At 65.2% G+C, this 21,925-nt stretch carries 20 protein-coding genes; 9 read left to right on the top strand and 11 right to left on the bottom strand.

The features are described from left to right. Positions 1-3 precede the first annotated feature (3 nt). The 3 genes from murI to hemA all read left to right on the top strand — a co-directional run bounded on the left by murI (position 4) and on the right by hemA (position 3,181). Positions 4-807: a glutamate racemase gene (gene murI, locus CFE35_RS01965; protein ID WP_292927384.1), complete on the top strand. Its 804-nt coding sequence runs from the start codon at positions 4-6 to the stop codon at positions 805-807. A 26-nt stretch (positions 808-833) separates the two neighbouring features. Beyond that, positions 834-1,775, top strand: coding sequence for a hypothetical protein (locus CFE35_RS01960; protein WP_292927382.1), 942 nt, complete (start codon positions 834-836; stop codon positions 1,773-1,775). Between the two features lie 185 nt (positions 1,776-1,960). Beyond that, complete coding sequence (hemA, locus tag CFE35_RS01955; RefSeq protein ID WP_292927380.1) at positions 1,961-3,181, top strand: 5-aminolevulinate synthase; 1,221 nt, start codon at positions 1,961-1,963, stop codon at positions 3,179-3,181. Between the two features lie 137 nt (positions 3,182-3,318). Here the strand turns inward: hemA and CFE35_RS01950 are convergent, their stop codons facing one another. The 5 genes from CFE35_RS01950 to CFE35_RS01930 all read right to left on the bottom strand — a co-directional run bounded on the left by CFE35_RS01950 (position 3,319) and on the right by CFE35_RS01930 (position 8,756). After that, a complete protein-coding gene (locus CFE35_RS01950) occupies positions 3,319-4,542 on the bottom strand; it encodes a type III PLP-dependent enzyme (protein WP_292927378.1) in 1,224 nt (407 codons plus the stop codon). 173 nt (positions 4,543-4,715) lie between these two features. Further along, positions 4,716-5,942 (bottom strand): serine hydrolase, encoded by a 1,227-nt coding sequence (locus CFE35_RS01945; protein WP_292927377.1) that lies wholly within the window; start codon positions 5,940-5,942, stop codon positions 4,716-4,718. A 43-nt stretch (positions 5,943-5,985) separates the two neighbouring features. Next, positions 5,986-7,182, bottom strand: coding sequence for a carboxynorspermidine decarboxylase (locus CFE35_RS01940; protein WP_292927375.1), 1,197 nt, complete (start codon positions 7,180-7,182; stop codon positions 5,986-5,988). A 13-nt stretch (positions 7,183-7,195) separates the two neighbouring features. Then, on the bottom strand, positions 7,196-7,549 hold the full coding sequence (locus CFE35_RS01935) for a DMT family protein (protein ID WP_292927373.1): 354 nt from the start codon (positions 7,547-7,549) through the stop codon (positions 7,196-7,198). A gap of 1 nt (position 7,550) precedes the next feature. Beyond that, positions 7,551-8,756, bottom strand: a complete 1,206-nt coding sequence (locus CFE35_RS01930) for a saccharopine dehydrogenase family protein (RefSeq protein ID WP_292927371.1) — start codon at positions 8,754-8,756, stop codon at positions 7,551-7,553. A gap of 70 nt (positions 8,757-8,826) precedes the next feature. Between CFE35_RS01930 and CFE35_RS01925 the strand changes: the two genes are divergently transcribed. The 3 genes from CFE35_RS01925 to CFE35_RS01915 all read left to right on the top strand — a co-directional run bounded on the left by CFE35_RS01925 (position 8,827) and on the right by CFE35_RS01915 (position 10,803). Next, positions 8,827-9,837: a threonine/serine dehydratase gene (locus CFE35_RS01925; protein ID WP_292927369.1), complete on the top strand. Its 1,011-nt coding sequence runs from the start codon at positions 8,827-8,829 to the stop codon at positions 9,835-9,837. Positions 9,838-9,908: 71 nt separating this feature from the next. After that, positions 9,909-10,337, top strand: a complete 429-nt coding sequence (locus CFE35_RS01920; protein ID WP_292927367.1) for an MAPEG family protein — start codon at positions 9,909-9,911, stop codon at positions 10,335-10,337. 25 nt (positions 10,338-10,362) lie between these two features. Continuing rightward, positions 10,363-10,803: an MAPEG family protein gene (locus CFE35_RS01915; RefSeq protein ID WP_292927365.1), complete on the top strand. Its 441-nt coding sequence runs from the start codon at positions 10,363-10,365 to the stop codon at positions 10,801-10,803. Here CFE35_RS01915 and CFE35_RS01910 read toward each other — a convergent pair. From CFE35_RS01910 to CFE35_RS01885, 6 genes are all read right to left on the bottom strand, one after another. Then, positions 10,793-11,998, bottom strand: coding sequence for a class I SAM-dependent RNA methyltransferase (locus CFE35_RS01910; RefSeq protein WP_292927363.1), 1,206 nt, complete (start codon positions 11,996-11,998; stop codon positions 10,793-10,795). The two genes, CFE35_RS01915 and CFE35_RS01910, sit on opposite strands and share 11 nt — an antisense overlap. Continuing rightward, positions 11,995-13,392 carry an NAD(P)H-hydrate dehydratase gene (locus CFE35_RS01905; RefSeq protein WP_292927362.1) on the bottom strand — a complete coding sequence of 466 codons (1,398 nt, stop codon included), beginning with the start codon at positions 13,390-13,392 and terminating at the stop codon, positions 11,995-11,997. Before CFE35_RS01905 ends, CFE35_RS01910 begins: the two co-directional genes overlap by 4 nt. Then, positions 13,382-15,250 (bottom strand): dihydroxy-acid dehydratase, encoded by a 1,869-nt coding sequence (ilvD, locus tag CFE35_RS01900; RefSeq protein ID WP_292927360.1) that lies wholly within the window; start codon positions 15,248-15,250, stop codon positions 13,382-13,384. The genes CFE35_RS01905 and ilvD overlap by 11 nt, the downstream gene beginning before the upstream one ends. Positions 15,251-15,354: 104 nt before the next feature. Continuing rightward, positions 15,355-16,083 carry an N-formylglutamate amidohydrolase gene (locus tag CFE35_RS01895; protein ID WP_292927358.1) on the bottom strand — a complete coding sequence of 243 codons (729 nt, stop codon included), beginning with the start codon at positions 16,081-16,083 and terminating at the stop codon, positions 15,355-15,357. Beyond that, entirely contained in the window at positions 16,080-16,877 is a 798-nt protein-coding gene (locus CFE35_RS01890; protein ID WP_292927356.1) for a 4-(cytidine 5'-diphospho)-2-C-methyl-D-erythritol kinase, read from the bottom strand. The genes CFE35_RS01895 and CFE35_RS01890 overlap by 4 nt, the downstream gene beginning before the upstream one ends. A 36-nt stretch (positions 16,878-16,913) precedes the next feature. After that, positions 16,914-18,560 (bottom strand): electron transfer flavoprotein-ubiquinone oxidoreductase, encoded by a 1,647-nt coding sequence (locus CFE35_RS01885; RefSeq protein WP_292927354.1) that lies wholly within the window; start codon positions 18,558-18,560, stop codon positions 16,914-16,916. 111 nt (positions 18,561-18,671) lie between these two features. Here CFE35_RS01885 and CFE35_RS01880 point away from each other — a divergent pair, with 111 nt between their 5' ends. From CFE35_RS01880 to moaB, 3 genes are all read left to right on the top strand, one after another. Beyond that, positions 18,672-19,466, top strand: a complete 795-nt coding sequence (locus CFE35_RS01880; RefSeq protein WP_292927352.1) for a hypothetical protein — start codon at positions 18,672-18,674, stop codon at positions 19,464-19,466. A gap of 98 nt (positions 19,467-19,564) precedes the next feature. After that, the gene (locus CFE35_RS01875) at positions 19,565-21,304 is read left to right on the top strand and encodes a transglycosylase SLT domain-containing protein (RefSeq protein ID WP_292927350.1); all 1,740 of its coding nucleotides are present in this window, start codon (positions 19,565-19,567) and stop codon (positions 21,302-21,304) included. Further along, positions 21,294-21,821 carry a molybdenum cofactor biosynthesis protein B gene (gene moaB / locus CFE35_RS01870; protein ID WP_292927348.1) on the top strand — a complete coding sequence of 176 codons (528 nt, stop codon included), beginning with the start codon at positions 21,294-21,296 and terminating at the stop codon, positions 21,819-21,821. The genes CFE35_RS01875 and moaB overlap by 11 nt, the downstream gene beginning before the upstream one ends. The last annotated feature ends 104 nt before the right edge of the window (positions 21,822-21,925 follow it).

Here is a 21,925-nt window from a genome sequence, read left to right as displayed (position 1 = left end):
GTCATGACCCCCAACCCCGCCGCCCCGCTGCTCCTGTTTGATTCCGGTGTCGGCGGGCTTTCCGTGTTGGGCAAGGTTCGAGCGCTGCTACCTCAAGCGCCGGTAATGTATGTTTCGGACAATGCCGGGCTTCCGTATGGCACCAAGACCGAAGCACAGATCGCGGCGCGGGTTTCCGGGCTGCTCGGGAGGCTGACCGAACGCTTCCGTCCGCGCCTTGTCTGCATCGCGTGCAACACCGCCTCGACCATCGCGCTGGCTTCGGTGCGCGAGGTGCTGGAGGTGCCGATTGTCGGCACGGTCCCCGCGATCAAGCCGGCCGCCGCGATGACGCAGACCGGCGTGATCGGCCTGCTCGGCACCGAGGCGACGATCCGGCAGGGGTATGTCGACCGGCTTGAGGCCGAGTTTGCCGCAGGCAAGCGGCTGCTGCGCCATGGCGCGCCCGAACTGGTCGCGGCAGCCGAAGCGAAACTGCGCGGGCAACCGGTTGATGCTGCGGTGTTTGCGCGCGCAGCGGCGGCCTTGCGCGCCATGCCTGATGGCGAGCGGATCGATACGGTCGTGCTGGCCTGCACGCACTTTCCGCTGCTGGAGGCAGAGTTGGCGCAAGCGTTTGGCCCGGGCGTGCGGTTCGTCGATGGATCGGACGGGATTGCGCGGCGCATTGCCTTCCTCACCGCAGGGCAGGCCTGGGAGCGTAGCCCGCAAGGCGATCTTGCGCTCTTCACCAACGACGATCCCGCCGATGCTCTGCTCGGCCCTGCGCTGGCGCGCTACGGCCTGACACAGCGGCTGGTCTTCTAAGCACAACGGGGATAGTTCAGCCGCACATGTTCACGCGCATTGCCCTTTCGCTCATCGTCATCCTGGCAGTACCCTACTATTGGCTGCTGATGGACGCAGGGCCGACCGCAGTGCCGCCGCGCGATATCGACATCGCACGCCTCAGAACGCTCGCCGACAGCCAGAGCGGACCGCGCCCCTTGGGCATCGAGTACGCGGCGGTGGCGGCGGAGCAGCAGCCCGGCACCCTGCTGGTGGCGGGCGGCGGGCTGAAAAGCGAAGAGGTCGCCGCGTTCACCTGGCGGCTGATCACCCCGGGCGGCGATACGATCATCAATTCCGGCCTGACCGAGGATCAGGCGATTGCCAGCGGTTATGGCGACTATCACCCCGAAATGCAGGCGACAGTCGACCGCTGGTTGCAAACGGCGCGGCGGATCATCTTTACCAGCGAGGAAATCGACCATGTCGGCGGGTTTGTTTCGATGCTTCCGGAGGAGACCGCCATCGGCGCGAAGCTTGTGGCCAATCCCCAGCAGTATGAATACATCCACGCACTAGCGCCGATAGCAGGCGAGATGCTTGCGCCGCCCGTTGCTGCGCTCGCTGGTGCCGCAGCATATGGCGCCATTGCGCCTGGGATCGCCGCAGTGCGGACGCCCGGACACCTGGCTGGATCACAGATGATCTACGTGCGGTTGCAGAACGGGCGCGAGTTCCTGTTTGCCGGCGATTCCGCGCCGATGCGCCGCAATGTTGAATGGCAGCGGCCGCGTTCGCGCTATGCGGCGCAATGGCGAGGACATGAGGACCGCGCGGCAACACTGGCCTGGATCAAGGGCTTGGCGCGCCTGCACGAACGGGAGCCCGGCCTCAAGCTGGTTTACGGCCATGACTTTGGCTGGATCAAGGATCCCGATGATGGACCGCGCTTTGCACCGGCCCCCGCTACGGCGCTCCTTGCGAAGCAGCCTGCCACTGCCCCCTGAAATCTGAAATACGGCCCCCTGAAATGGCGCGAAGACTGGAAAATATGACCCAAATGCCGCTGGCAATGCCCGGACAAGCGGCGTAAAGCGCGCTTCGCTTTCTCGAGGCCGGGGTGCGTTGCTGCAACCCTTTGAGGCCGGTTTCGAGGCAAGGTGACGCGCAACTGGTGCATAGGGAGCCGCGGGTGAATTACGATCAGGTTTTCGATTCCGCGATCGACCGTCTGCACACCGAAGGCCGCTACCGCGTCTTTATCGATATCCTGCGCAACAAGGGTGCCTATCCCAATGCGCGGTGCTTTGCCGGGCACAATGGCCCCAAGCCGATCACGGTCTGGTGTTCGAACGACTATCTGGCCATGGGCCAGCATCCCAAAGTGATCGGCGCGATGGAAGAGGCGCTGCACGATGTCGGCGCGGGCTCTGGCGGCACGCGCAACATCGGCGGCAACACGCATTACCACGTCGATCTCGAAGCCGAACTGGCGGACCTGCACGGCAAGGACAGCGCGTTGCTGTTCACCTCGGGCTATGTCTCGAACGATGCCACGCTCTCCACACTTGCCAAGATCCTGCCGGGCTGCGTGATCTTTTCGGATGAACTCAACCACGCCAGCATGATCGCGGGCATCCGCAATTCCGGCGCGGAAAAGAAGGTTTTCCGCCATAACGATGTGGCGCATCTGGAAGAACTGCTGGCCGAAACCGATCCGGCGCTGCCCAAGCTGATCGCGTTCGAAAGCGTCTACTCGATGGATGGTGACATCGCGCCGATCCACGCGATCTGCGATCTGGCCGAAAAGTACAACGCGCTCACCTATATCGACGAAGTCCACGCTGTCGGCATGTACGGCGCGCGCGGCGGCGGCATTTCAGAGCGCGACGAGGCGGCGCACCGGATCGACATCATCGAGGGCACGCTGGGCAAGGCGTTCGGCGTGATGGGCGGCTATATCGCTTCGGACGCCCGGATCGTCGACGTGATCCGCAGCTATGCGCCCGGCTTCATCTTCACCACGTCGCTTTCGCCGGTGCTGGCCGCTGGCGTGCTGGCGGCAGTGCGCCACCTCAAGGCCTCCAGCATCGAGCGCGAAGGCCAGCAGGCGGCAGCGGCCTTCCTCAAGCAGGCCTTTGCCGATGCGGGCCTGCCGGTCATGCCTTCCACCACGCATATCGTTCCGCTGATGGTGGGCGATCCGGTGCACGCCAAGAAGGTCAGCGATATCCTGCTGGCGGAATACGGCGTCTACGTGCAGCCGATCAATTACCCCACCGTGCCGCGCGGCACCGAACGGCTGCGCTTCACCCCTGGTCCTGCGCATACCGAGCCGATGATGATCGAGCTGACCGAGGCGCTGATCGAGATCTGGCACCGGCTCGGGCTTGATCGGCGCAAAGCGGCCTGACCGCCGGCCGCACCGAGGTGGTGGCTATGGCCGCTTGTCCCTTGGCCCAAACCTGAACGGCTCAACGAAAAAGGCCCCGCGAACAATCGCGGGGCCTTTTTCATGCGAACCCAGCGACTGGGTCCGATTTCAGGGCATCAACGCAGCGATACCACGTTGTCCGATACCCGCGGATCGCGGCGATCACCGCGGTACTGGCTGGCCATCGGCTCGTCCGAGACTTCGAACACGTCGGTCGCGCCAAAGCCGTTGAACGCGGTCTTCATCGCCGCACCATAAGCGCCGAGCATGCCGATCTCGATGAAATCGCCCGCCTTGATGTCCGTCGGAAGCGCAAACGGCCCCTCCATGCGGTCCATGTCGTCGCACGTCGGGCCCCAGAAGCTGAAGCCTTCGGTTTCCGTCTCACCGTCCTCGTTCGCGGCGCTTTCGCGCAGCAGGCGGACGGGGAAGCGCCAACCCACGTGTGCGGCATCGAACAGGGCACCATAGGCACCGTCGTTGATGTACAGCTCGGTCCCGCGGCGACGTTCGACGCGCACGATCATCGAATTGTATTCCGCGCAAAGCGCACGGCCCGGCTCGCACCACAGCTCGGCCGAGTACGAGACGGGCAGCGATTCGTAGGTACGGTCGATCACGCCGAAGTAGTCTTCAAGCGGCGGCGGCTCCATGCCGGGATAGATCGACGGGAACCCGCCGCCGACATCGATGATGTCGACCGTGACCGACGCATCGACGATCGCCGCGCGGACGCGTTCGAGCGCCTGCACATAGGCATGCGGGCTCATCGACTGGCTGCCGACGTGGAAGCAGATGCCGAGCGAATCGGCGACCTGACGCGTTGCCTGCAAAAGGTCTGCCGCGCCCGCGAGATCACAGCCGAACTTCGAGGCAAGGCTGAGCTCCGAATACTCGGACGAGACGCGCAGGCGCACGCACAGCGTCAAGTCCTCGGGCAGCACGCCGCCGTTGGCGATGGTGGTCGCTTCGCGGATCTTCTCCAGTTCCTCGATCGAATCGAGGCTGAACACGCGCACGCCGTGATCGCGGTACGCTTCGATGATCGCGCTGGGCGTCTTGACCGGGTGCATGAAGCACAGCGTGGCATCGGGCAGAGCCGCGCGCGCCATGCGCACTTCGGCAACCGAGGCCACGTCGTAATGGGTGATCCCGGCATCCCACAACACGCGGAGCAAGTCCGGCGAAGGGTTGGCCTTGACCGCATAGAGCGAGCGCCCGGGAAACTTCTCAACGAAGAAACGGGCAGCGCGCGCCGCAGCGTGCGGACGGTTCAGAATGGCGGGTTGGTCAGGCGCGAATGCGCCCGCTACAGCCAATGCGTCAGGATGGATGTGCAACTCAAGGGACCCCCAAACGGAAAATTGCGACAAAGCTGCCTTGCGGTTTGGAAGTCCCCATGGGGCAGCGGAGGCGGTAATAGCCCCCCGCCCCTGAACATCAAGTGAAAAAAGGGGCACCTCATGAACGGGTCACAAATCTGAAACATTTGGGGCCAGGTGCGCGGAAAACCTCAGGAATTGAGGGCTTGCGCAAGGGCTCGCCATGCCGGGAGCGAGTGCGGATCGTTCGCGCCGTTGGCTGCCGTGGGGTGCGAAGCGAATCGCGCGATCACCATTTCGCTCACCGGATCGATCCACAAGGTCTGCCCGTGGATGCCGCGCGCGCTGAAGCAGCCGTGGTTGTCCTGCGCATGCCACCATTGGCTGCCATAGCTCCACCCGGTGAGCAGCGGATAAGCCGTCTTGTGGAAGCGCTCGGGATCACCGCCCTGCCGGATGCGCTGAACATCGCTTGCAGGGATCACACCCAGCCCGCCAAGCCGCAGCGCCTCGCCGAACCGGGCGAGGTCTTCGAGGCGCAAGTTCAGCCCGCCGCCGGCAAAGGGCGCGCCTGCCTCGTCCACGATCAGGTCTGCATCGCCCAGCATGCCCAGCGGCTGCCACAACCGTTCGGACAGGACTTGCGCAAACGGCTTGCCCTCCACGCGGGTGATGATCCACGCGAGCACATCGGTGTTGGGCGTGCGGTAGACGAACTGCTCGCCATGCGTGCCTGCGCCGGGAACGGTGGTCAGATAGTCCCACAGGTTGTGCGGGCCGGTATAGCTGGCAGGGCGGGGCGTCAGGCCAAGCGCCGCGCTATAGGCCCCGATGCCGGAGTTGGGATTGCCATACTCTTCGGAGAAATCGAGCGCGGTCGTCATGTGCAGGACCTGACCGATGGTCGCGCTGCCGAACCCGCTGGGGGCAAGTTCGGGCAGCACGCTGGTGACAGGCGCGGCCAGATCGATGCGCCCTTCCCCGACCAGCATCTGCACCAGCGTGCCGACGAAGCTCTTGGTCACGGAAAACGCAATGTGGCGGGTTTCCGGCCCGGTGACGCCGAACCAGCGCTCGTACACGACAGTGCCCTTGTGGAGCACCAGAATGCCGTCGGTGAAGGCAGATAGCAGCGATTCTTCGAACGAAGTTTCAGTTTCCGCCCCCAGCGGGGTGAAGCAAACTCGCCCCAGATCGTCCTGCAGCGCGCGGGGAAACGGCGCGCCCTCCCCGCCCGCGGCGACGCGGACCGTCGGGCAGAAGCTGCGCATGTTGGAATAGGACCAGCGGATCATCGGGAAGCGCATGTGATCGGCGCGGGCGGCAAGAATGCGCTTTTCCGGCGGCGGCGGCGCGCCATGCATCCAGCCCATCGCCACCGGGTCGCTCGTCACGCCGTCCAGCACTTCGCCCGCCATTTGCACTCTCCGCCTTGTTTTTTCTTCAGGCGGACACGATGCCTCAGGAAACGCGGTCGCGGAAGGCCTCCCACGAAAAACGCTTCACGCATTCCAGCGTGTCGGTCTCGCTGTCCCACAGCCAGATGGAGGGAAGCGGCACGCCGTTGAAAGTGGTCGTCTTGACCATCGAATAGTGTGCCTGATCGAGAAACGCGAAGCGCGCGCCCGGTTCGGTCAGGCCGGGCTTGCGATAATCCCCGATGACGTCACCTGCAAGGCACGAGGGGCCGCCGAGACGGACGGGGGCATGGCCTTCTCCGTCTTCGTATTCGTCGACCGGCAGTTCACCGAGCATCGCGGGGCGATAAGGCGCCTCGATCACATCGGGCATGTGGCAAGTGGCCGAAATATCGGTGATGCCAAGGTTCATCCCGTTACAGTGCGTATCGAGCACGGTGCCGACGAGAATGCCGGCATCGAGCGCGACGGCTTCACCGGGTTCGAGATAGATCTCGCAACCGGTTTCGAGCTTAACTTGCTGAAGGAAGGCGACAAGTTCGTCGCGCTGGTAATCGGCGCGGGTGATATGGTGCCCGCCACCGAAATTGAGCCAAGTGAGCTGGCCGAAATAAGGCGCGATATGCGGCTTGAGCGCGGCCCACGTGCGCTCAAGCGGCGCGAAATCCTGCTCGCACAGCGTGTGGAAATGGAGGCCGGAAACGCCTTTGAGATGCTCGGGGCGCAGCTGGTCAACCGGGAAGCCAAGGCGCGAATGCGGTGCGCACGGATCATAACGCGGCACTTCACCTTCGGGATGCAAGGGATTGATCCGCAAACCGATATCGAAGGGCTCGCCAGCAGCGCGGGCGGCGGCGATCTGATTGGCAAAGCGCGCGTGCTGGCCCGGCGAGTTGAAGATCACGTGATCGGAATGCTGGAGAATCTCCGGCAGGTCTTCCGCCTTGTACGCCGCACAATAGGTCGCGATTTCTCCGGCATAGTGATCGGCGGCAAGGCGCGCTTCCCACAGGCCCGAAGTGCACACGCCGTCGAGGTATTCGCCGATCAGCGGCGCGACGCGCCACATCGAGAACGCCTTGAGTGCGGCAAGAACCTTGATTCCTGCGCGGTCACGCACATCGGCGAGAATGCTCAAGTTCTGCCTGAGCTTTGCGACATCGACCACGAAGGCGGGGCTATCGACGCGCGACAGGTCGAACTGGGTGAAAGCGCCCGGATCGCCGGCTCTGGTTTCCATCGGTCCTGTTCCTTCAACCCAGCGGCGAGCGGAAAATGAGCGCCGCTCCGGCCACGATCAATACAAAACCCGCCAGCTGCGACAGATTGGGCCGCGCGCCGAACAGGACATAGGCAACGCCGATAAAGGTGACGAGGGTGATCGCCTCCTGCATCGTCTTCAATTGCGCCAGCGAATAACGTTCTGCCCCGATCCGGTTGGCGGGTACGGCGAGCATGTATTCGAAAAAAGCCAGCGCCCAACTGGACAGGATCACAATCCAAAGCGCCCGGTGCGGCGCCTTGAGATGCGCATACCACGCCACATTCATCACGATATTCGAGCCGATCAGCAGCACCGGCGGCAGCCAGAGCGAAGTTGGCAGCACGTCAGAAAGCCAGCGGGCCGTCCAGTTCCTTCACCTGCCAGGGCAGGCCGTGCTTGTTCAGCATGTCCATATAGGGATCGGGATCGAACTGTTCGATGTTGAACACGCCTGCCCCGCCCCATGTGCCCGTGACCAGCATCGCCGCGCCGATCATGGCAGGAACGCCAGTGGTATAGCTGATCGCCTGGTTGCCGGTTTCGGCATAGGCCTCTTCGTGATCGCAGATGTTGTAGATGTAGAAGGTCTTCTCGACGCCGTCCGTCAGGCCCGTGGCGATATCGCCAATGTTGGTCTTGCCCTTGGTCAGCGCGCCGAGGCTGGCGGGTTCGGGCAGCACGGCCTTGAGGAACTGGAGGGGGACGATTTCCTTGCCCTCGTACATCACCGGATCAATCCGCGTCATGCCGACGTTCTGCAGCACGGTGAGGTGCGTGATATAGGCGTCGCCAAACGTCATCCAGAAGCGGATGCGCTCGATCTCGGGCAAGTGATGCGCGAGGCTTTCGATTTCCTCGTGGTACATCAAGTACATGTTCTTGGGGCCGACCGCTTCGAAATCGAAGGTCTGGCGGATCGTCAGCGCGGGGGTTTCGACCCACTCGCCCTTTTCCCAGCGCCGCGCCGGGGCCGTCACTTCGCGGATGTTGATTTCCGGGTTGAAGTTGGTGGCGAAAGGCTGGCCGTGATCGCCGCCGTTGCAATCAAGGATATCAAGCGTGCGGATCGTGTCGAACTTGTGCTTCTTGAGCCATGTGGCGAACACGCTCGTCACGCCCGGATCGAAGCCGGAACCGAGCAGCGCGGTGAGCCCGGCTTCCTTGAAGCGCTGCTGATAGGCCCACTGCCACTTGTATTCGAACTTGGCCTCGTCGATCGGTTCGTAGTTCGCGGTGTCCATGTAGTTGACCCCGGCGGCAAGGCAGGCCTCCATGATGTTGAGGTCCTGATAGGGCAGCGCGAGATTTACGACGAGCGCGGGGCGCAGCTCGTTCAGCAGCGCGGTAGTCGCCGCGACGTCATCGGCATCGAGCGCATAGGTGGCGACCGTCCGGCCGGTGCGCTGCTTCACCGAGGCGGCGATGGCTTCGCACTTTGAGAGCGTGCGGCTGGCGAGCACGACTTCGCTGAAGATATCGGGGTTCATCGCCATCTTGTGAACGGCAACCGAACCGACGCCGCCTGCGCCGATGACAAGGACCTTGGCCATAGGGAAACTCCACAGTGGATCGCCGCAGCGTCTGCTGGCGCTTCGAAAGCGGTGCCTTTAGGGTATGGGCATGACAAACCCAAGTCCCGAAATGACCCCTGCCCCCTTGGTCCGCGAACCGACGCGCGCCCCAACTCAAGAGGGCGTGCTGCGCGCCGCCGCCAAAGTCAGCGCGCTGGTGCCGCATACGCCGCTGCTGGCGCTGGAATTGCCTGAAGGAGGAACCGTGTGGTGCAAGGCGGAATGCCTCCAGCCAGTGGGCGCGTTCAAGCTGCGCGGGGCGTGGCACCGCATGACCGACCTGACCGAAGCCGAACGCGCACGCGGTGTCGTCGCCGTGTCGAGCGGCAACCATGCGCAAGGCGTGGCTTGGGCCGCGCGGCGGCTGGGGATCGCGGCAACCATCGTGATGCCATCGGACGCGCCTGCGGTGAAGCTCAATGAGACGCGGCGGTTGGGGGCGGAAATCGTGCTCTATGAGCGACTGACCCAATCGCGCGATGCCATCGCGGCGCAGCTTTGCGCCGAGCGGGGCAGCGTGCTGGTCCATGCCTATGGCGATCCCTGGGTAATCGAGGGTCAGGGCAGCACCGGGATCGAGCTCAGCAGCCAGATGGCGTGCTTCGCAGGCGGTTCGCCAACCCGGATCGTGGCACCATGTGGCGGCGGCGGGCTGGTTTCGGGGCTGGCGCTGGCGTGTCCTGAGGCCGAAGTCGTGCCCGTTGAGCCCGAAGGCTGGGATGACGTCACGCGCAGTCTGGCGGGCGGCGCAATTGTCGGCGTGGGGTCAAATCCACCGCCGACGGCCTGCGATGCCTTGCAGACCATGGCAACCTATCCGATCAACTTCGCCGTCATGACGTCACACGGCATGCAGGGCTTCGCAGTGAGCGAGGCAGAAGTGCGGGCGGCGCAGCGCTATGCTTTCAGCAAGCTGCGGTTGGTGGTCGAACCGGGCGGTGCTGCGGCACTGGCGGCAGTGCTCGCGGGCAAGGTCTCGGTGGATGGACGGACGGCGGTCATCCTCTCAGGCGGGAATGTCGATCCCACGGCCTTTGCCAAAGTCATTGCGGAGAGCTGATCAGTTGCAATTGACAATCCATTGGCGGCTGTTCACTCCTTCGCGATAAGAAAAAGCGGGGGTGATTTCGGATGCAACGGGAAATGCTCGCACCGGCGGCGGTGCTTGTGCTGTGGACGTTCGTCATGCTGATCTGGCTGGCGGCAAGCCGCTTGCCTGCGCTCAAGGCCATGGGCGGCCTCGCCAATGCGAAGCCGGGCGGGCGCGGCCAGGATCTCGAAGGGGTGATCCCGGCGAACATCAACTGGAAATCCCATAACTACACGCATCTGCTGGAGCAGCCGACGCTGTTCTATGCGGTAAGCACGATCCTCGCGCTGACCGGCGCGACGCAGACCGACGTGCTGCTGGCGTGGGGCTATGTGAGCCTGCGGATCGTCCATTCATTGTGGCAGGCGCTGGTCAACACGGTCCCGGTGCGCTTCACGCTGTTCATGGTTTCGACCACGCTGCTGGTCGCGCTCGCGATCCGCGCGGCGGAGCAGACGCTTTTTCCGTGAAGAATGAAAAATGGAGGGGACCGCAATGATTGGCATGGAAATTCTGAAGCCGGTGGTGGCGCTGGCGGCGTGGACGATGGTGATGTGGGTGTGGATGTATGCCACGCGCATCCCGGCGATCACGGCGCTGCCGAAATCCGATGATCCGAATGCCGATGTGGGCTGGACGGGCGCCAAGCTAGAGGGCCTGCTCGCGCCGAGCATCCAGTGGAAAGCGCATAACTACAACCACCTGCACGAAGCTCCTACGGTGTTTTATGCCGTGGCGCTGGTGCTGGCGCTGATCGGCCAGGGCGATGGGGTGAACCTGATGATCGCATGGGCCTACGTGGCCTTGCGCGTTGTGCACTCGATCTTCCAGTCGACCGTGAACAAGGTTGCGCCGCGCTTTGCGCTATTTGCGCTCTCCAGCGTGGCACTGATGGCGCTGGTGCTCCACGCCGCGATGGCGGTGTTCAGTCTCTGATAAACAGGCTCGCCAGCTCGACGTGGGTGGACCAGCGGAACTGGCCCACCGGCACGAGCCCGGCGAGCCGGTAGCCGCCTTCAACCAGCGTGGCGGCATCTTTGGCCCAGCTGGCGGGATTGCAGCTGATATAGACCACCTTCGGCACGGCTGATTTCGCCAGCAGCAGCACCTGCTCGCGCGCGCCGGCGCGCGGCGGATCGAGCAGGACGGCGGCAAAGCGGTCAAGCTCCGCTTCCTGCAGCGGATTGCGGAACAAGTCCCGGTGCAGGCAATGCACCGGCTTGCCATGCAACCGCGCGGCAGCCTGGCAGGCCATATGCGCATCGCGCGCCGCCTCGACCGCGAGGACTTTGGTTTTCGGACCGGCAAGCCCGAACGCGAACGTGCCGAGGCCGGAGAACAGATCGGCCACCGTCGGCGCGCCTTTCAGCCATGCGCGTGCAGCGTCCATCAGCGCCGCTTCGCCGTCGCGCGTCGCTTGCAGGAACGCGCCCGGCGGCAAGCCGACCGCAACGCCGCCGAGTGTCACGGTGACGGGCTCGGGCTCCCACACGGTCTCCGGCCCGTCGCCCTGATTGAGCGTGAGGCGGGCAATACCGTTGTCCCGCGCGAAATCGAGGATGGCTTCGGTCTGCGCGAGCCCTTCCATCTTGATCCCGGCGAGATCGACCGTTGGCCCCTGATCAGCCAGCGTCAGCGAGATATCGGCCGCGAGGCTGCGCGCGGCCCGCGTTTCGAGCAGGCGGCGCAAGGGGGCAACCAGCACCGCCAGTTCGGGCGCGAGGACCGGGCAGTCCTTCAGATCGACGATCTTGTGCGAGCCCTGTTCGCGAAAACCGAGGACAATGCGCTTGCCTATGGCCTGCGCATGGAGCGTGGCGCGGCGGCGCGTGTGCGCTGGCGAAAGGTGCGGCGGCGATACTTCGCCGGGATCGAGTCCCTGCCCCCGTGCCGCGCCCTCCACCCGCCCCGCGACATAGGCCGCGAGCGCGCTTTCCGAGAGGTGTTGCAGCTGGCAGCCGCCGCATGCCGGGAAATGGCGGCATGACGGCGCAGCGCGGTCCGGCCCCGGTGTCAGCGTCCCGTCTTCCTCCAGCACATCGCCCGGTGCCGCGAGCGCTGCATAGCGGCCGTCGGCGGTCTGCCCTTCGCCCTTGGCGGCGATGCGAATGATGAGGCCGGGATTTGTCATGGTTGAGCCGCCCTTAGGGCATGGCCGGTGCTGGCGGCAAGGTCTCCGGCTGTGAAGGCCGGGCCGCATTGGCGCGCCGCTTCGCCGTGGAGCCAAAGGCCTTCCTGCGCAGCCTGAAATGCATTGCCATGGACGGCAAGGCGGCTCGCGATGATCCCGGCAAGCACATCGCCGCTGCCGGCCACCGAAAGCCATGGCGAAGCGCGCGGGCTGACAATGACGTCTCCGCCAGGTGCGGCAATCAGGCTGTCGGGCCCTTTAAGGAGCACCACGGCTTGCGCAGCCCGTGCCAAGGCAAGCGCGCGGGCGCGGCGGGTGCCGGTGGCGGACAGCGCGAAAGCGGCTTCGAGAGCGGCCATTTCGCCTTCATGCGGGGTGAGGACTCGGGGGGCCTTGCCGGGGCTGTCTGGCCGCAGCAGCGTGAGCGCATCGGCATCGATCACCACAGGGCGGTTGGCGGCGAGAGCGGCATCAAAGCGGGCGGCAGCTTCGCCGCTACGTCCAAGGCCGGGGCCGACAAGGATGGCGGCGATGCGCGGATCAGAAAGCGCGGCAAGGTCGGCGTCATCGCAAACCAGCGAAGGCGGCACGCCCTCGGGCCGTGCGGCGGCCAGCAGCTTGACATAGCCTGCGCCGGACCGCTGCGCCGCTTCGGCCGAGAGCAGCGCAGCACCGGGCATCGCACCTGCGATGACCGCCAGCAGCCCACGGCGGTATTTGTGGGCATCGGGCGCAGGCGGCAAAATGCAGGGCTTGGTGAGAACCCGCGCCGCGCCCGGCACAGCATTCACGCCGATATCGACAAGCCGCAGCGCGCCCATCAGCGGCGCGGCAGGCATGGCAAAGTGCGCGTGTTTCCACGCCCCCAGCGCCACGGTGACGTCAAACGCCGGCAGGCCGGGGTTCAGCACCGCGCCGCTGCCTGCCTCGATCCCGCTGGGGAGATCAGCGGCGATGTGCAGGGTATGCTGCTGCGCGAGACCAATGAGCAAAGCAAACAGGTCGTCCGGCAAGGGCCGTGAAAGGCCGCTGCCGAACAGGCAATCGAGCATCACACCGCCGTGCGGCAATGCGCCGGGGGACTGGACCTCACCCTTGTAGAGCGAGCGTGCCGTCATGGCCTCATGCGTGGTCGGTTCACGCGCGGCTATGACGGTAACGGGGACGCCGTGCTCCATCAGGTGCCGCGCCGCGACATAGCCATCGCCGCCGTTGTTGCCGGGGCCGCACAGCACGGTGACGGAGCGCCCTGCCCCAAGCCGCCGCGCCCATTCACCGAGCGCGCGGCCAGCGACTTCCATCAGGGCCTGCGCGGGTGTGCCGCCAGCAATGAGCACCGCTTCGGCAGCGCGCATCGCGGCAACATCGAGGACTTGAGCTAAGTCAGCCTGCATCCTGCGAGCCGCTGCGGCGCACGAGGCCCGCAAGATCGCGCACGGCACCGCGCGCGGCGCTGGTGGTCATGGCGGCGTAGGCCTGCAGCGCGAGGCTGACCTTGCGCGGACGCGCCTTGACCGGCTGCCACCCGCGCGCTTCGGCGGCCTTGCGGCGCTCGGCCAGCACAGCGTCATCGACGATCAGGTTGATCGAGCGGGCGGGAATGTCGATCTCGATCCGGTCGCCGTTTTCGACGAGGCCGATCGTGCCGCCTTCCGCCGCCTCGGGCGAGCAATGGCCGATGGACAGGCCCGAAGTGCCGCCCGAGAAGCGCCCGTCGGTAACAAGCGCGCAGGCAGCGCCAAGGCCCTTCGATTTGAGGTAGCTCGTCGGATAGAGCATTTCCTGCATGCCCGGACCGCCGCGCGGACCTTCGTAGCGGATCACGACAACGTCGCCCGCCTCGACCTGCCCGGTGAGGATCGCGGTGACGGCGGCGTCCTGGCTTTCATAGACTTTGGCCGGGCCGCTGAACTTGAGGATCTTGTCGTCGACGCCCGCCGTCTTCACGATGCAGCCGTCCTTGGCGAGATTGCCGAATAGCACGGCGAGGCCGCCGTCCTTGCTGAACGCGTGTTCGGCCGAACGGATCACGCCGCTCTCGCGGTCGAGATCCAGCTCCTTCCAGCGGCGCGACTGGCTGAAGGCGACTTGCGTGGGCACGCCGCCCGGTGCTGCCTTAAAGAATTCATGGACTTGCGGGTCATTGCTGCGGGAAATATCCCACTTGTTGATCGCATCGGCCATCGTCGGGCTGTGGACGGTCGGCAGATCGGTATGGAGCAGCCCAGCCCGCTCCAGTTCGCCCAGAATGGCCATGATCCCGCCCGCGCGGTGGACGTCTTCCATATGGACGTCGGACTTGGCAGGCGCGACCTTGGACAGGCACGGCACCCGGCGCGAGAGGCGGTCGATATCGGCCATGGTGAAATCAAGCCCGGCCTCGTGCGCGGCGGCCAGCAGATGGAGCACGGTGTTGGTCGAGCCGCCCATCGCGATATCGAGGCTCATTGCGTTTTCGAAGGCCTTGAAGCTGGCGACTTCGCGCGGCAGCACGCTGGAATCGTCCTGCTCGTAATAGCGGCGGCACAGCGTGACGGCGAGACGGCCGGCTTCGCGGAACAGGCGCTCGCGGTCGGCGTGGGTGGCCAGCACCGAGCCATTGCCGGGAAGCGAGAGGCCCAGCGCTTCGGTAAGGCAGTTCATCGAGTTGGCGGTGAACATGCCCGAGCACGAACCGCAGGTCGGGCAGGCAGACCGCTCGATCGCCGTGACTTCCTCGTCGGTGTACTTGTCGTCTGCTGCCGCCACCATCGCGTCGACGAGGTCGAGCGCAACTTCCTTGCCGTTGAGCACGACCTTGCCCGCTTCCATCGGTCCGCCCGAGACGAACACGGCGGGGATGTTGATGCGCATCGCGGCCATCAGCATGCCGGGCGTGATCTTGTCGCAGTTCGAGATGCAGACCATGGCATCGGCGCAGTGCGCGTTGACCATGTATTCGACGCTGTCGGCGATCAGATCGCGGCTGGGGAGCGAATAGAGCATCCCGTCGTGGCCCATCGCGATGCCATCATCGACCGCGATGGTATTGAATTCCTTGGCAACACCGCCCGCCGCCTCGATCTCGCGCGCGACGAGCTGGCCGAGATCCTTCAAGTGAACGTGGCCCGGCACGAACTGGGTGAAGCTGTTAACGACCGCGATGATCGGCTTGCCGAAATCGCTGTCCTTCATGCCCGTGGCGCGCCACAGACCGCGCGCGCCCGCCATGTTGCGGCCGTGGGTGGTGGTTCTGGAACGATAGACCGGCATTGGCATTCTCTCTTGCAAAGTCTGGACTCGCCCATGCGGCGATGATGCTGCGCACCTAGCGCAAGCGGGCTTTCGGGTCGAAAGTAATCTCCGCAACCATCCGGCTAGCTGCCAAGCGCGATGGCAACCTGATTGGCAATCCGGGCAAGGCGTTCGGCCCATGATGCGTGGCTGGCGGGATCGGCAATCTGGTCCTGCCGCACTTCGATGCCGAGATAAGGGCGGCCTTCAGCTTCGGCATGGCGGTTCATCGTCGCGTTTAGCAGGCGGCCCGAATAGGGCTCCTGATCGCCGACGATAAGGCCTTCGGCTTCGAGCAGCGGAATGGCGAGCCGCGCGGCGCGGTCGTCCTCGTTGTAGAGCACGCCGACCTGCCACGGGCGCTGCTGCGAAGGATCGCTGGCAAGCTGCGGGGTGAAGCTGTGCAGCGAGAGGATCAGCGCAGGCGGGGCTTCGTCGAGCAACTGGGCGAGCGCCTCGTGATAGGGCCGGTAGAAGCGCGCAAGGCGGGCTTCGTGACCGGCATGGTCCAGCGCGTTGCCCGGGATGGCGTGGCCGTCGCTGGCAATGGGGCAGACGGTGGGCCCGTGTTCGTCGCGGTTGAAATCGCAGACGAGCCGGCTGACGCCCCCGAGGAACGCCGCAACGCCGGGGCGCTGCGCCATGTGGCCCGCAACACCTGCAACGCCGATATCGACCGCGATGTGTTGTTCCAGCAGCGCCGGGTCGATGCCAAGGTCGATGTCATCGGGCACACGGTTGGACGCGTGATCGGACACGACGAGAATGCCGCCGAAGCGCGGCGTGCCGATGACCTGGTACGCTTCGCTCATCTCAGTTTTCCGGCAAGGCGCCACCATGCGGGCGGCAAGGCGTCAGCGGCAACGTCGCGGGCCTCGACGCTATCATAGAGCGCAAAGCAGGTCGCGCCGGAGCCAGACATGCGGGCAAGCCACGCGCCGCTGGCCTTGAGCGCGGCGATGACGTCAGCGATCTGCGGCACGAGCGCGATGGCGCTGGGTTCGAGATCGTTGCGGCCTTCGCGCGCGATGGTCCGCAGATCGCCTGACGGCATGGGTCCACGGTCGATCTGGTCCCACCCCTTGAACACGGGGCCGGTGGCGAGCGGGATGCGCGGGTTGACGAGGAGGACCGGCGTTCCGGCAAGATCGCCAGCGACGGGTTCGAGTTCGGTCCCCGTCCCGCGCCCGATGCAGGTCTGGCTGAGAACGCAGGCAGGAACATCGGCCCCAAGCTTGGCCGCGCGCTGCTGCCAGTCATCCGGCAAGCCATGCGCGCGCTCCACCATGCGAAACACCGCGCCCGCATCCGCCGAGCCGCCGCCGAGGCCAGCGGCGACGGGGAGGCACTTTTCGAGGGTGACTGACCAGCCCTTGCCATGGGGCAATGAATTCAGGGCTTTGGCGACGATATTTCCGAACGGATCGGAAAGGCCGATCGCAAATTCACCGGTGACATGCAGTGTGTCGCAGGCGGCAGGCTCCGCCGCCAGTTCATCACCCGCATCGACAAAGGCGAACAGCGTCTCAAGCTCATGATAGCCATCCTCGCGCCGCCGCCGGACGTGGAGCGCGAGGTTGATCTTGGCGTAGGCGGTTTCGCGCATGACGAGCCCCCTCCCCGTTCCGGGGAGGGGCATCCATCACATGTTCGGATAGTTCGGGCCGCCGCCGCCTTCGGGCGTGACCCACTCGATGTTCTGCGTCGTATCCTTGATGTCGCAGGTCTTGCAGTGGACGCAGTTCTGGGCGTTGATCTGCAGGCGCGGGTTGCCGTCCTCGCCGGTGAGGAATTCATAGACGCCTGCGGGGCAGAACCGCGCTTCGGGCCCGGCATAAAGCGGCAGGTTGATCGCGGTCGGAACGCTCGGGTCCTTGAGCACGAGGTGGCACGGCTGGTCTTCCTCGTGGTTGGTGTAGGAGAACGAGACCGAGGTCAGGCGATCGAAGCTGATAACGCCATCGGGCTTGGGATATTCGATCGGCTTGAACAGGTCCGCGCGCATCGTGGCGTCGCTATCCTTGTGATGCTTCATCGCGCCCAGCGGGTTCACCTTGAGCACGCGCGCCCACATGTCCGCGCCTGCCAGCGCGGTGCCGAGCGAGCCGCCGAACTTGGCAACCAGCGGCTGTGCGTTCTGGACGAGCTTCAGTTCCTTGGCGATCCAGCTTTCGCGAACGGCGCTGTCGTATTCGCCCAGTTCATCCTGCTCGCGCCCGGCTGCCATCGCAGCGGCAATCGCCTCGGCGGCGAGCATCCCGCTCTTCATCGCAGTGTGGCTGCCCTTGATGCGCGGCACGTTGACGAAGCCCGCCGAGCACCCGATCAGCGCGCCGCCGGGGAAAGCGAGCTTGGGCACCGACTGCCAACCACCTTCGTTGATCGCGCGCGCGCCGTAGGACACGCGGCGGCCGCCTTCGAGGATTTCGCGGATCGCCGGATGCTGCTTCCAGCGCTGGAATTCCTCATAGGGGTAGACGTAGGGGTTCGCGTAATCGAGCGCGGTGACGAAGCCCAGCGCGACCTGGTTGTTCGCCTGATGGTAGAGGAAACCGCCGCCCCACGAATTGCTTTCCGAAAGCGGCCAGCCTTGCGTGTGGAGCACGCGGCCCGGCACGTGCTTGTCGGGATCGATATCCCACAGCTCCTTGATGCCGATGCCGTAGACCTGCGGCTGGCAATCGCGCTCGAGGTCGTACTTCGACTTCAGCTGCTTTGTGAGGTGTCCGCGTGCACCCTCTGCAAACAGGGTGTATTTTGCGAGGAGCTCCATGCCCGGCTGATAGTCCGGCTTGCGGCTGCCATCCTTGGCAATGCCCATGTCGCCCGTGGCAACGCCGCGCACTGCGCCCTTGTCGTCATAGAGAATTTCGGCGGCAGGGAAGCCGGGGAAGATTTCCACGCCCAGCTCGCCCGCCTGCTCGGCCAGCCAACGGCAGAGATTGCCGAGACTGCCGGTGTAGTTGCCGTGGTTGGAAAGGAACGGCGGCATCATCAGATGCGGCAGCGCGGTCTTGCCGGTGCGCGTGAGTACCCAGTGCCAGTTGTCCGTCACCGGGGTTTCCGCCATCGGGCAACCCTGCTCGCGCCATTCGGGCAGAAGTTCATCGAGCGCTTTGGGATCGACAACCGCGCCCGAGAGGATGTGCGCGCCGATTTCCGAGCCTTTTTCGAGGATACAAACCGACAGTTCGGAATTGACCTGCTTGAGGCGGATCGCCGCTGCAAGGCCAGCAGGCCCGCCGCCGACAATCACGACGTCATACGGCATCGATTCCCGTTCGCTCATTCTCTCTCGCTCCGACCCCATGCGTTCAAACACGAATTGGGCACGCCATGCCCCAAAACATCATGTGCTTGCCTTGAAAGCTGCGGCCAGCAAGGTCAAGACCGCACAAGTATGAGAACGCTTGACAGAAACGACAGGTCCTTGGGCGAAAGCCTGATCGCAGCCCTCGCGTGGTGGCGCGAGGCGGGGGTCGATCTGGCGTTTGTCGATGCGCCGCAGGACTGGCTGGCGCTGCAGGCTCAGGCTGCTGCCACCAAGGGCGCGCCCGCTGCTGCCCTTCCCCCCTTGCCGCAAAAGACGCCGCGCGTTTCGGCGCAGGAAAAAGCCCTCGAACCAATTGCAGCAGACCGGTCCAACTGGCCGGAAAATCTGGAAGATTTCGCACCCTGGTGGCTGACCGAACCTACGCTTGCACCGCGCGGTGCGAACCGCTTTGCGCCTGCCGGGCCACACGGCGCAGCACTGATGGTGATCGTGCCGATGCCGGCGGAAGATGATGGCGAAGCGCTGCTGTCCGGCCGGACCGGGCGACTGCTCGATGCCATGCTCGGCGCGATGGGGCTCGATCCGGCGCACGTCTATCGTGCTTCGGCGCTGCCAGCGCGAATCGCCCTGCCCGATTGGGCAGGACTTGGCACCGCAGGGCTTGGCGCAGTGCTCCAGCGCCATGTTGCGCTGGCCGCGCCGCAGCAGGTGCTGGTATTCGGGCGGACCGACATCTCGGCGCTATTGGGGCACGGCTCGGCGCATAGCGCTCACGATTTACGCGGCTTTAACCATGAGAACGGTACAGTTCCTGCGGGTTTCGAGTACGATCTGGAAACCTTGCTGGCAAAACCGGGCTGGAAGGCAGGGGTCTGGCAGCGCTGGTTGGACGGGGCGGCAACAGAAGCCGATCCAGCATGACGATGAGCGCTGGCGGGATTGAACGGAAAGAGATCCGAAGTGAACTATTCGTGCAGGGTCAATCGTTCGTGAAATCCGTGCGCGCAGGCTTGCTCGCCATGACGGCCATCGTCGCAGCCGGAATGGCCACGCCCGCGGCCGCCAACAGCGCCGCCGCCGAATACTTCCGCTCGCGCGCCGACCGCACCGCTGTGCCTGCGCTGCTGAGCCAGGAAGACCGCACTTATTACAAGCAGATGTTCGGCGCGATCGAGCGCGAGGACTGGCAGGCGGTGCAATCGCTGCTGGCACAGCGCAGCGATGGGCCTCTGCACGCCGTGGCGCGTGCGCAATATATCCTGGCGGCAAATTCGCCGCGCGCCGAACTCGCGCCGATCACCCAAGTGCTGGCCGCTGCGCCGGAACTGCCCTGGGCCGAGCAGCTGGGACGCCTTGCGCTGAAGCGCGGCGCAACCGAACTGCCCGCCCTGCCCAGCGCGCAGCCGATGATGACGCTGCCGGGCTTGCCCAAGCGCATCAAGCCGCGCCCGGTTTCCGATGGCACGATGCCCGAAAGCGTGGCGCTGGCGATACAGGACCGGATCAAGAACGACGATCCGATGGGCGCGCGCGTGCTGCTCGATGGCATCGAATCCGGGCTGAGCCTTGAGGCGCGGGCTGAATGGCACCAGCGCGTGGGCTGGGCCTTCTATATCGAGAACGACGACGCCAACGCGCGCACTGTCTCGCTGGGCGCGCTGCAGGGCGCGAGCGGCCCGTGGGTGGCCGAAGCGCTGTGGACCGCAGGGCTTTCCGCGTGGCGGCTGGGCGATTGCCAGAATGCCGCAAACAGCTTCGAGCAAGCGGCAAGCGCTGCCCAGAACGACGAACTTGGCGCAGCGGCACACTATTGGGCGGGCCGCGCTTGGATGCGCTGCCGCGCTCCGGACAAAGTGGCCAACGCCCTGCGCGGGGCCGCGCGCCTGCGCGATACGCTCTACGGCATGATCGCGAGCGAGGCGCTGGGCATCAAGGAAACCAGCCTTGCCGCCGCCCCCGATTTCAGCGCCGACGATTGGCAGCACTTGCGGCAGGTCAGCAATGTCCGCCTCGCGGTGGAACTGGCCGAAATTGGCGAGGACGGCCTTGCCGACGAACTCTTGCGCCATCAGGCCCGCATCGGTGATCCCTCGCTCTACGCGCCGCTTTCGCGTCTGGCGCGGGATCTGGGCCTGCCCGCCACGCAGTTGTGGATGGCTTATAACGCGCCCTCAGGCGCAAAGCCCGATGCCGCCGCCCGCTTCCCCGCGCCGCGCTGGGTTCCCGCAACCGGCTGGAAGGTCGATCCGGCGCTGCTGTTTGCGCATTCCTTGCAGGAATCGAACTTCCGCACTGCGGTCGTCAGCCCTGCGGGCGCGCGCGGGCTGATGCAGGTCCTGCCGGGCACGGCGCGCGGCCTGACGCGCAACGAACCGGCGATGGTGGGCCGCGAAAAGCAGCTCGATCTGCCCGATGTGAACATGGCCTTCGGGCAAGGCTATCTCGTCCAGCTCAAGGATTCGGGGGCAACCGGCGGCCTGCTGCCCAAGGTCATCGCCGCCTACAATGCCGGGCCGATGCCCATCGGGCGCTGGAACACCGAAATCCGCGACAACGGCGATCCGCTGATGTGGATGGAATCGATCCCCTATTGGGAAACGCGCGGCTACGTTTCCATCGTGATGCGCAATTACTGGATGTACGAACGGCAGGCAGGCGGCCCATCGGAAAGCCGCATCGGCCTTGCGCAAGGCATGTGGCCGAAGTTCCCGGGCCTGACCGGCGCCGAAAGCGTGAGGATGGCCTACAGTGGCAATTGATACCACGCGCACGTTCAAGCCGATCAACATCGCGCTGCTCACCGTTTCGGACACGCGCGGCCCGGAGGATGACACATCGGGCGATATCCTGGCCGAGCGGATCAAGGCGGCGGGGCACCATCTTGGCGCGCGCGCCATCGAAAAGGATGACGCCTCGCGCATCGCGAGCCGGCTGAACAACTGGATCGATGATCGGGGCATCGATGCCGTCGTCATCACCGGCGGCACGGGCCTGACCGGGCGCGACGTGACGCCCGAGGCGCTCGACCGCGTGAAGACGCGCGATATTCCCGGGTTTGGCGAACTTTTCCGCTGGATCAGCTTCAAGACCATCGGCACCAGCACGATCCAGTCGCGCGCCTGCGCGGTGGTGGCGCGGGGAACCTACATCTTCGCCCTCCCTGGTTCGAACGGCGCAGTGAAGGATGGCTGGGACGGTATCCTTGCCGAACAGCTCGACAGCCGCAATCGGCCCTGCAACTTCGTCGAACTGATGCCCCGCCTGCTGGAACAGTAAGCCAGCCTGGGCAGCAAGGCACCGTTGACGATTGCACCGGACCGGACCAGTAACCCCGGTGCCGCGCCCTGCCATACAGCCAGCGTTCAGGTCGTCCTGCGACA

The organism is Novosphingobium sp. PASSN1 (genome assembly GCF_002278815.1).
Note: the sequence above shows the minus strand (reverse complement) of the source record. Positions and strands in the feature narration are given on the sequence as shown.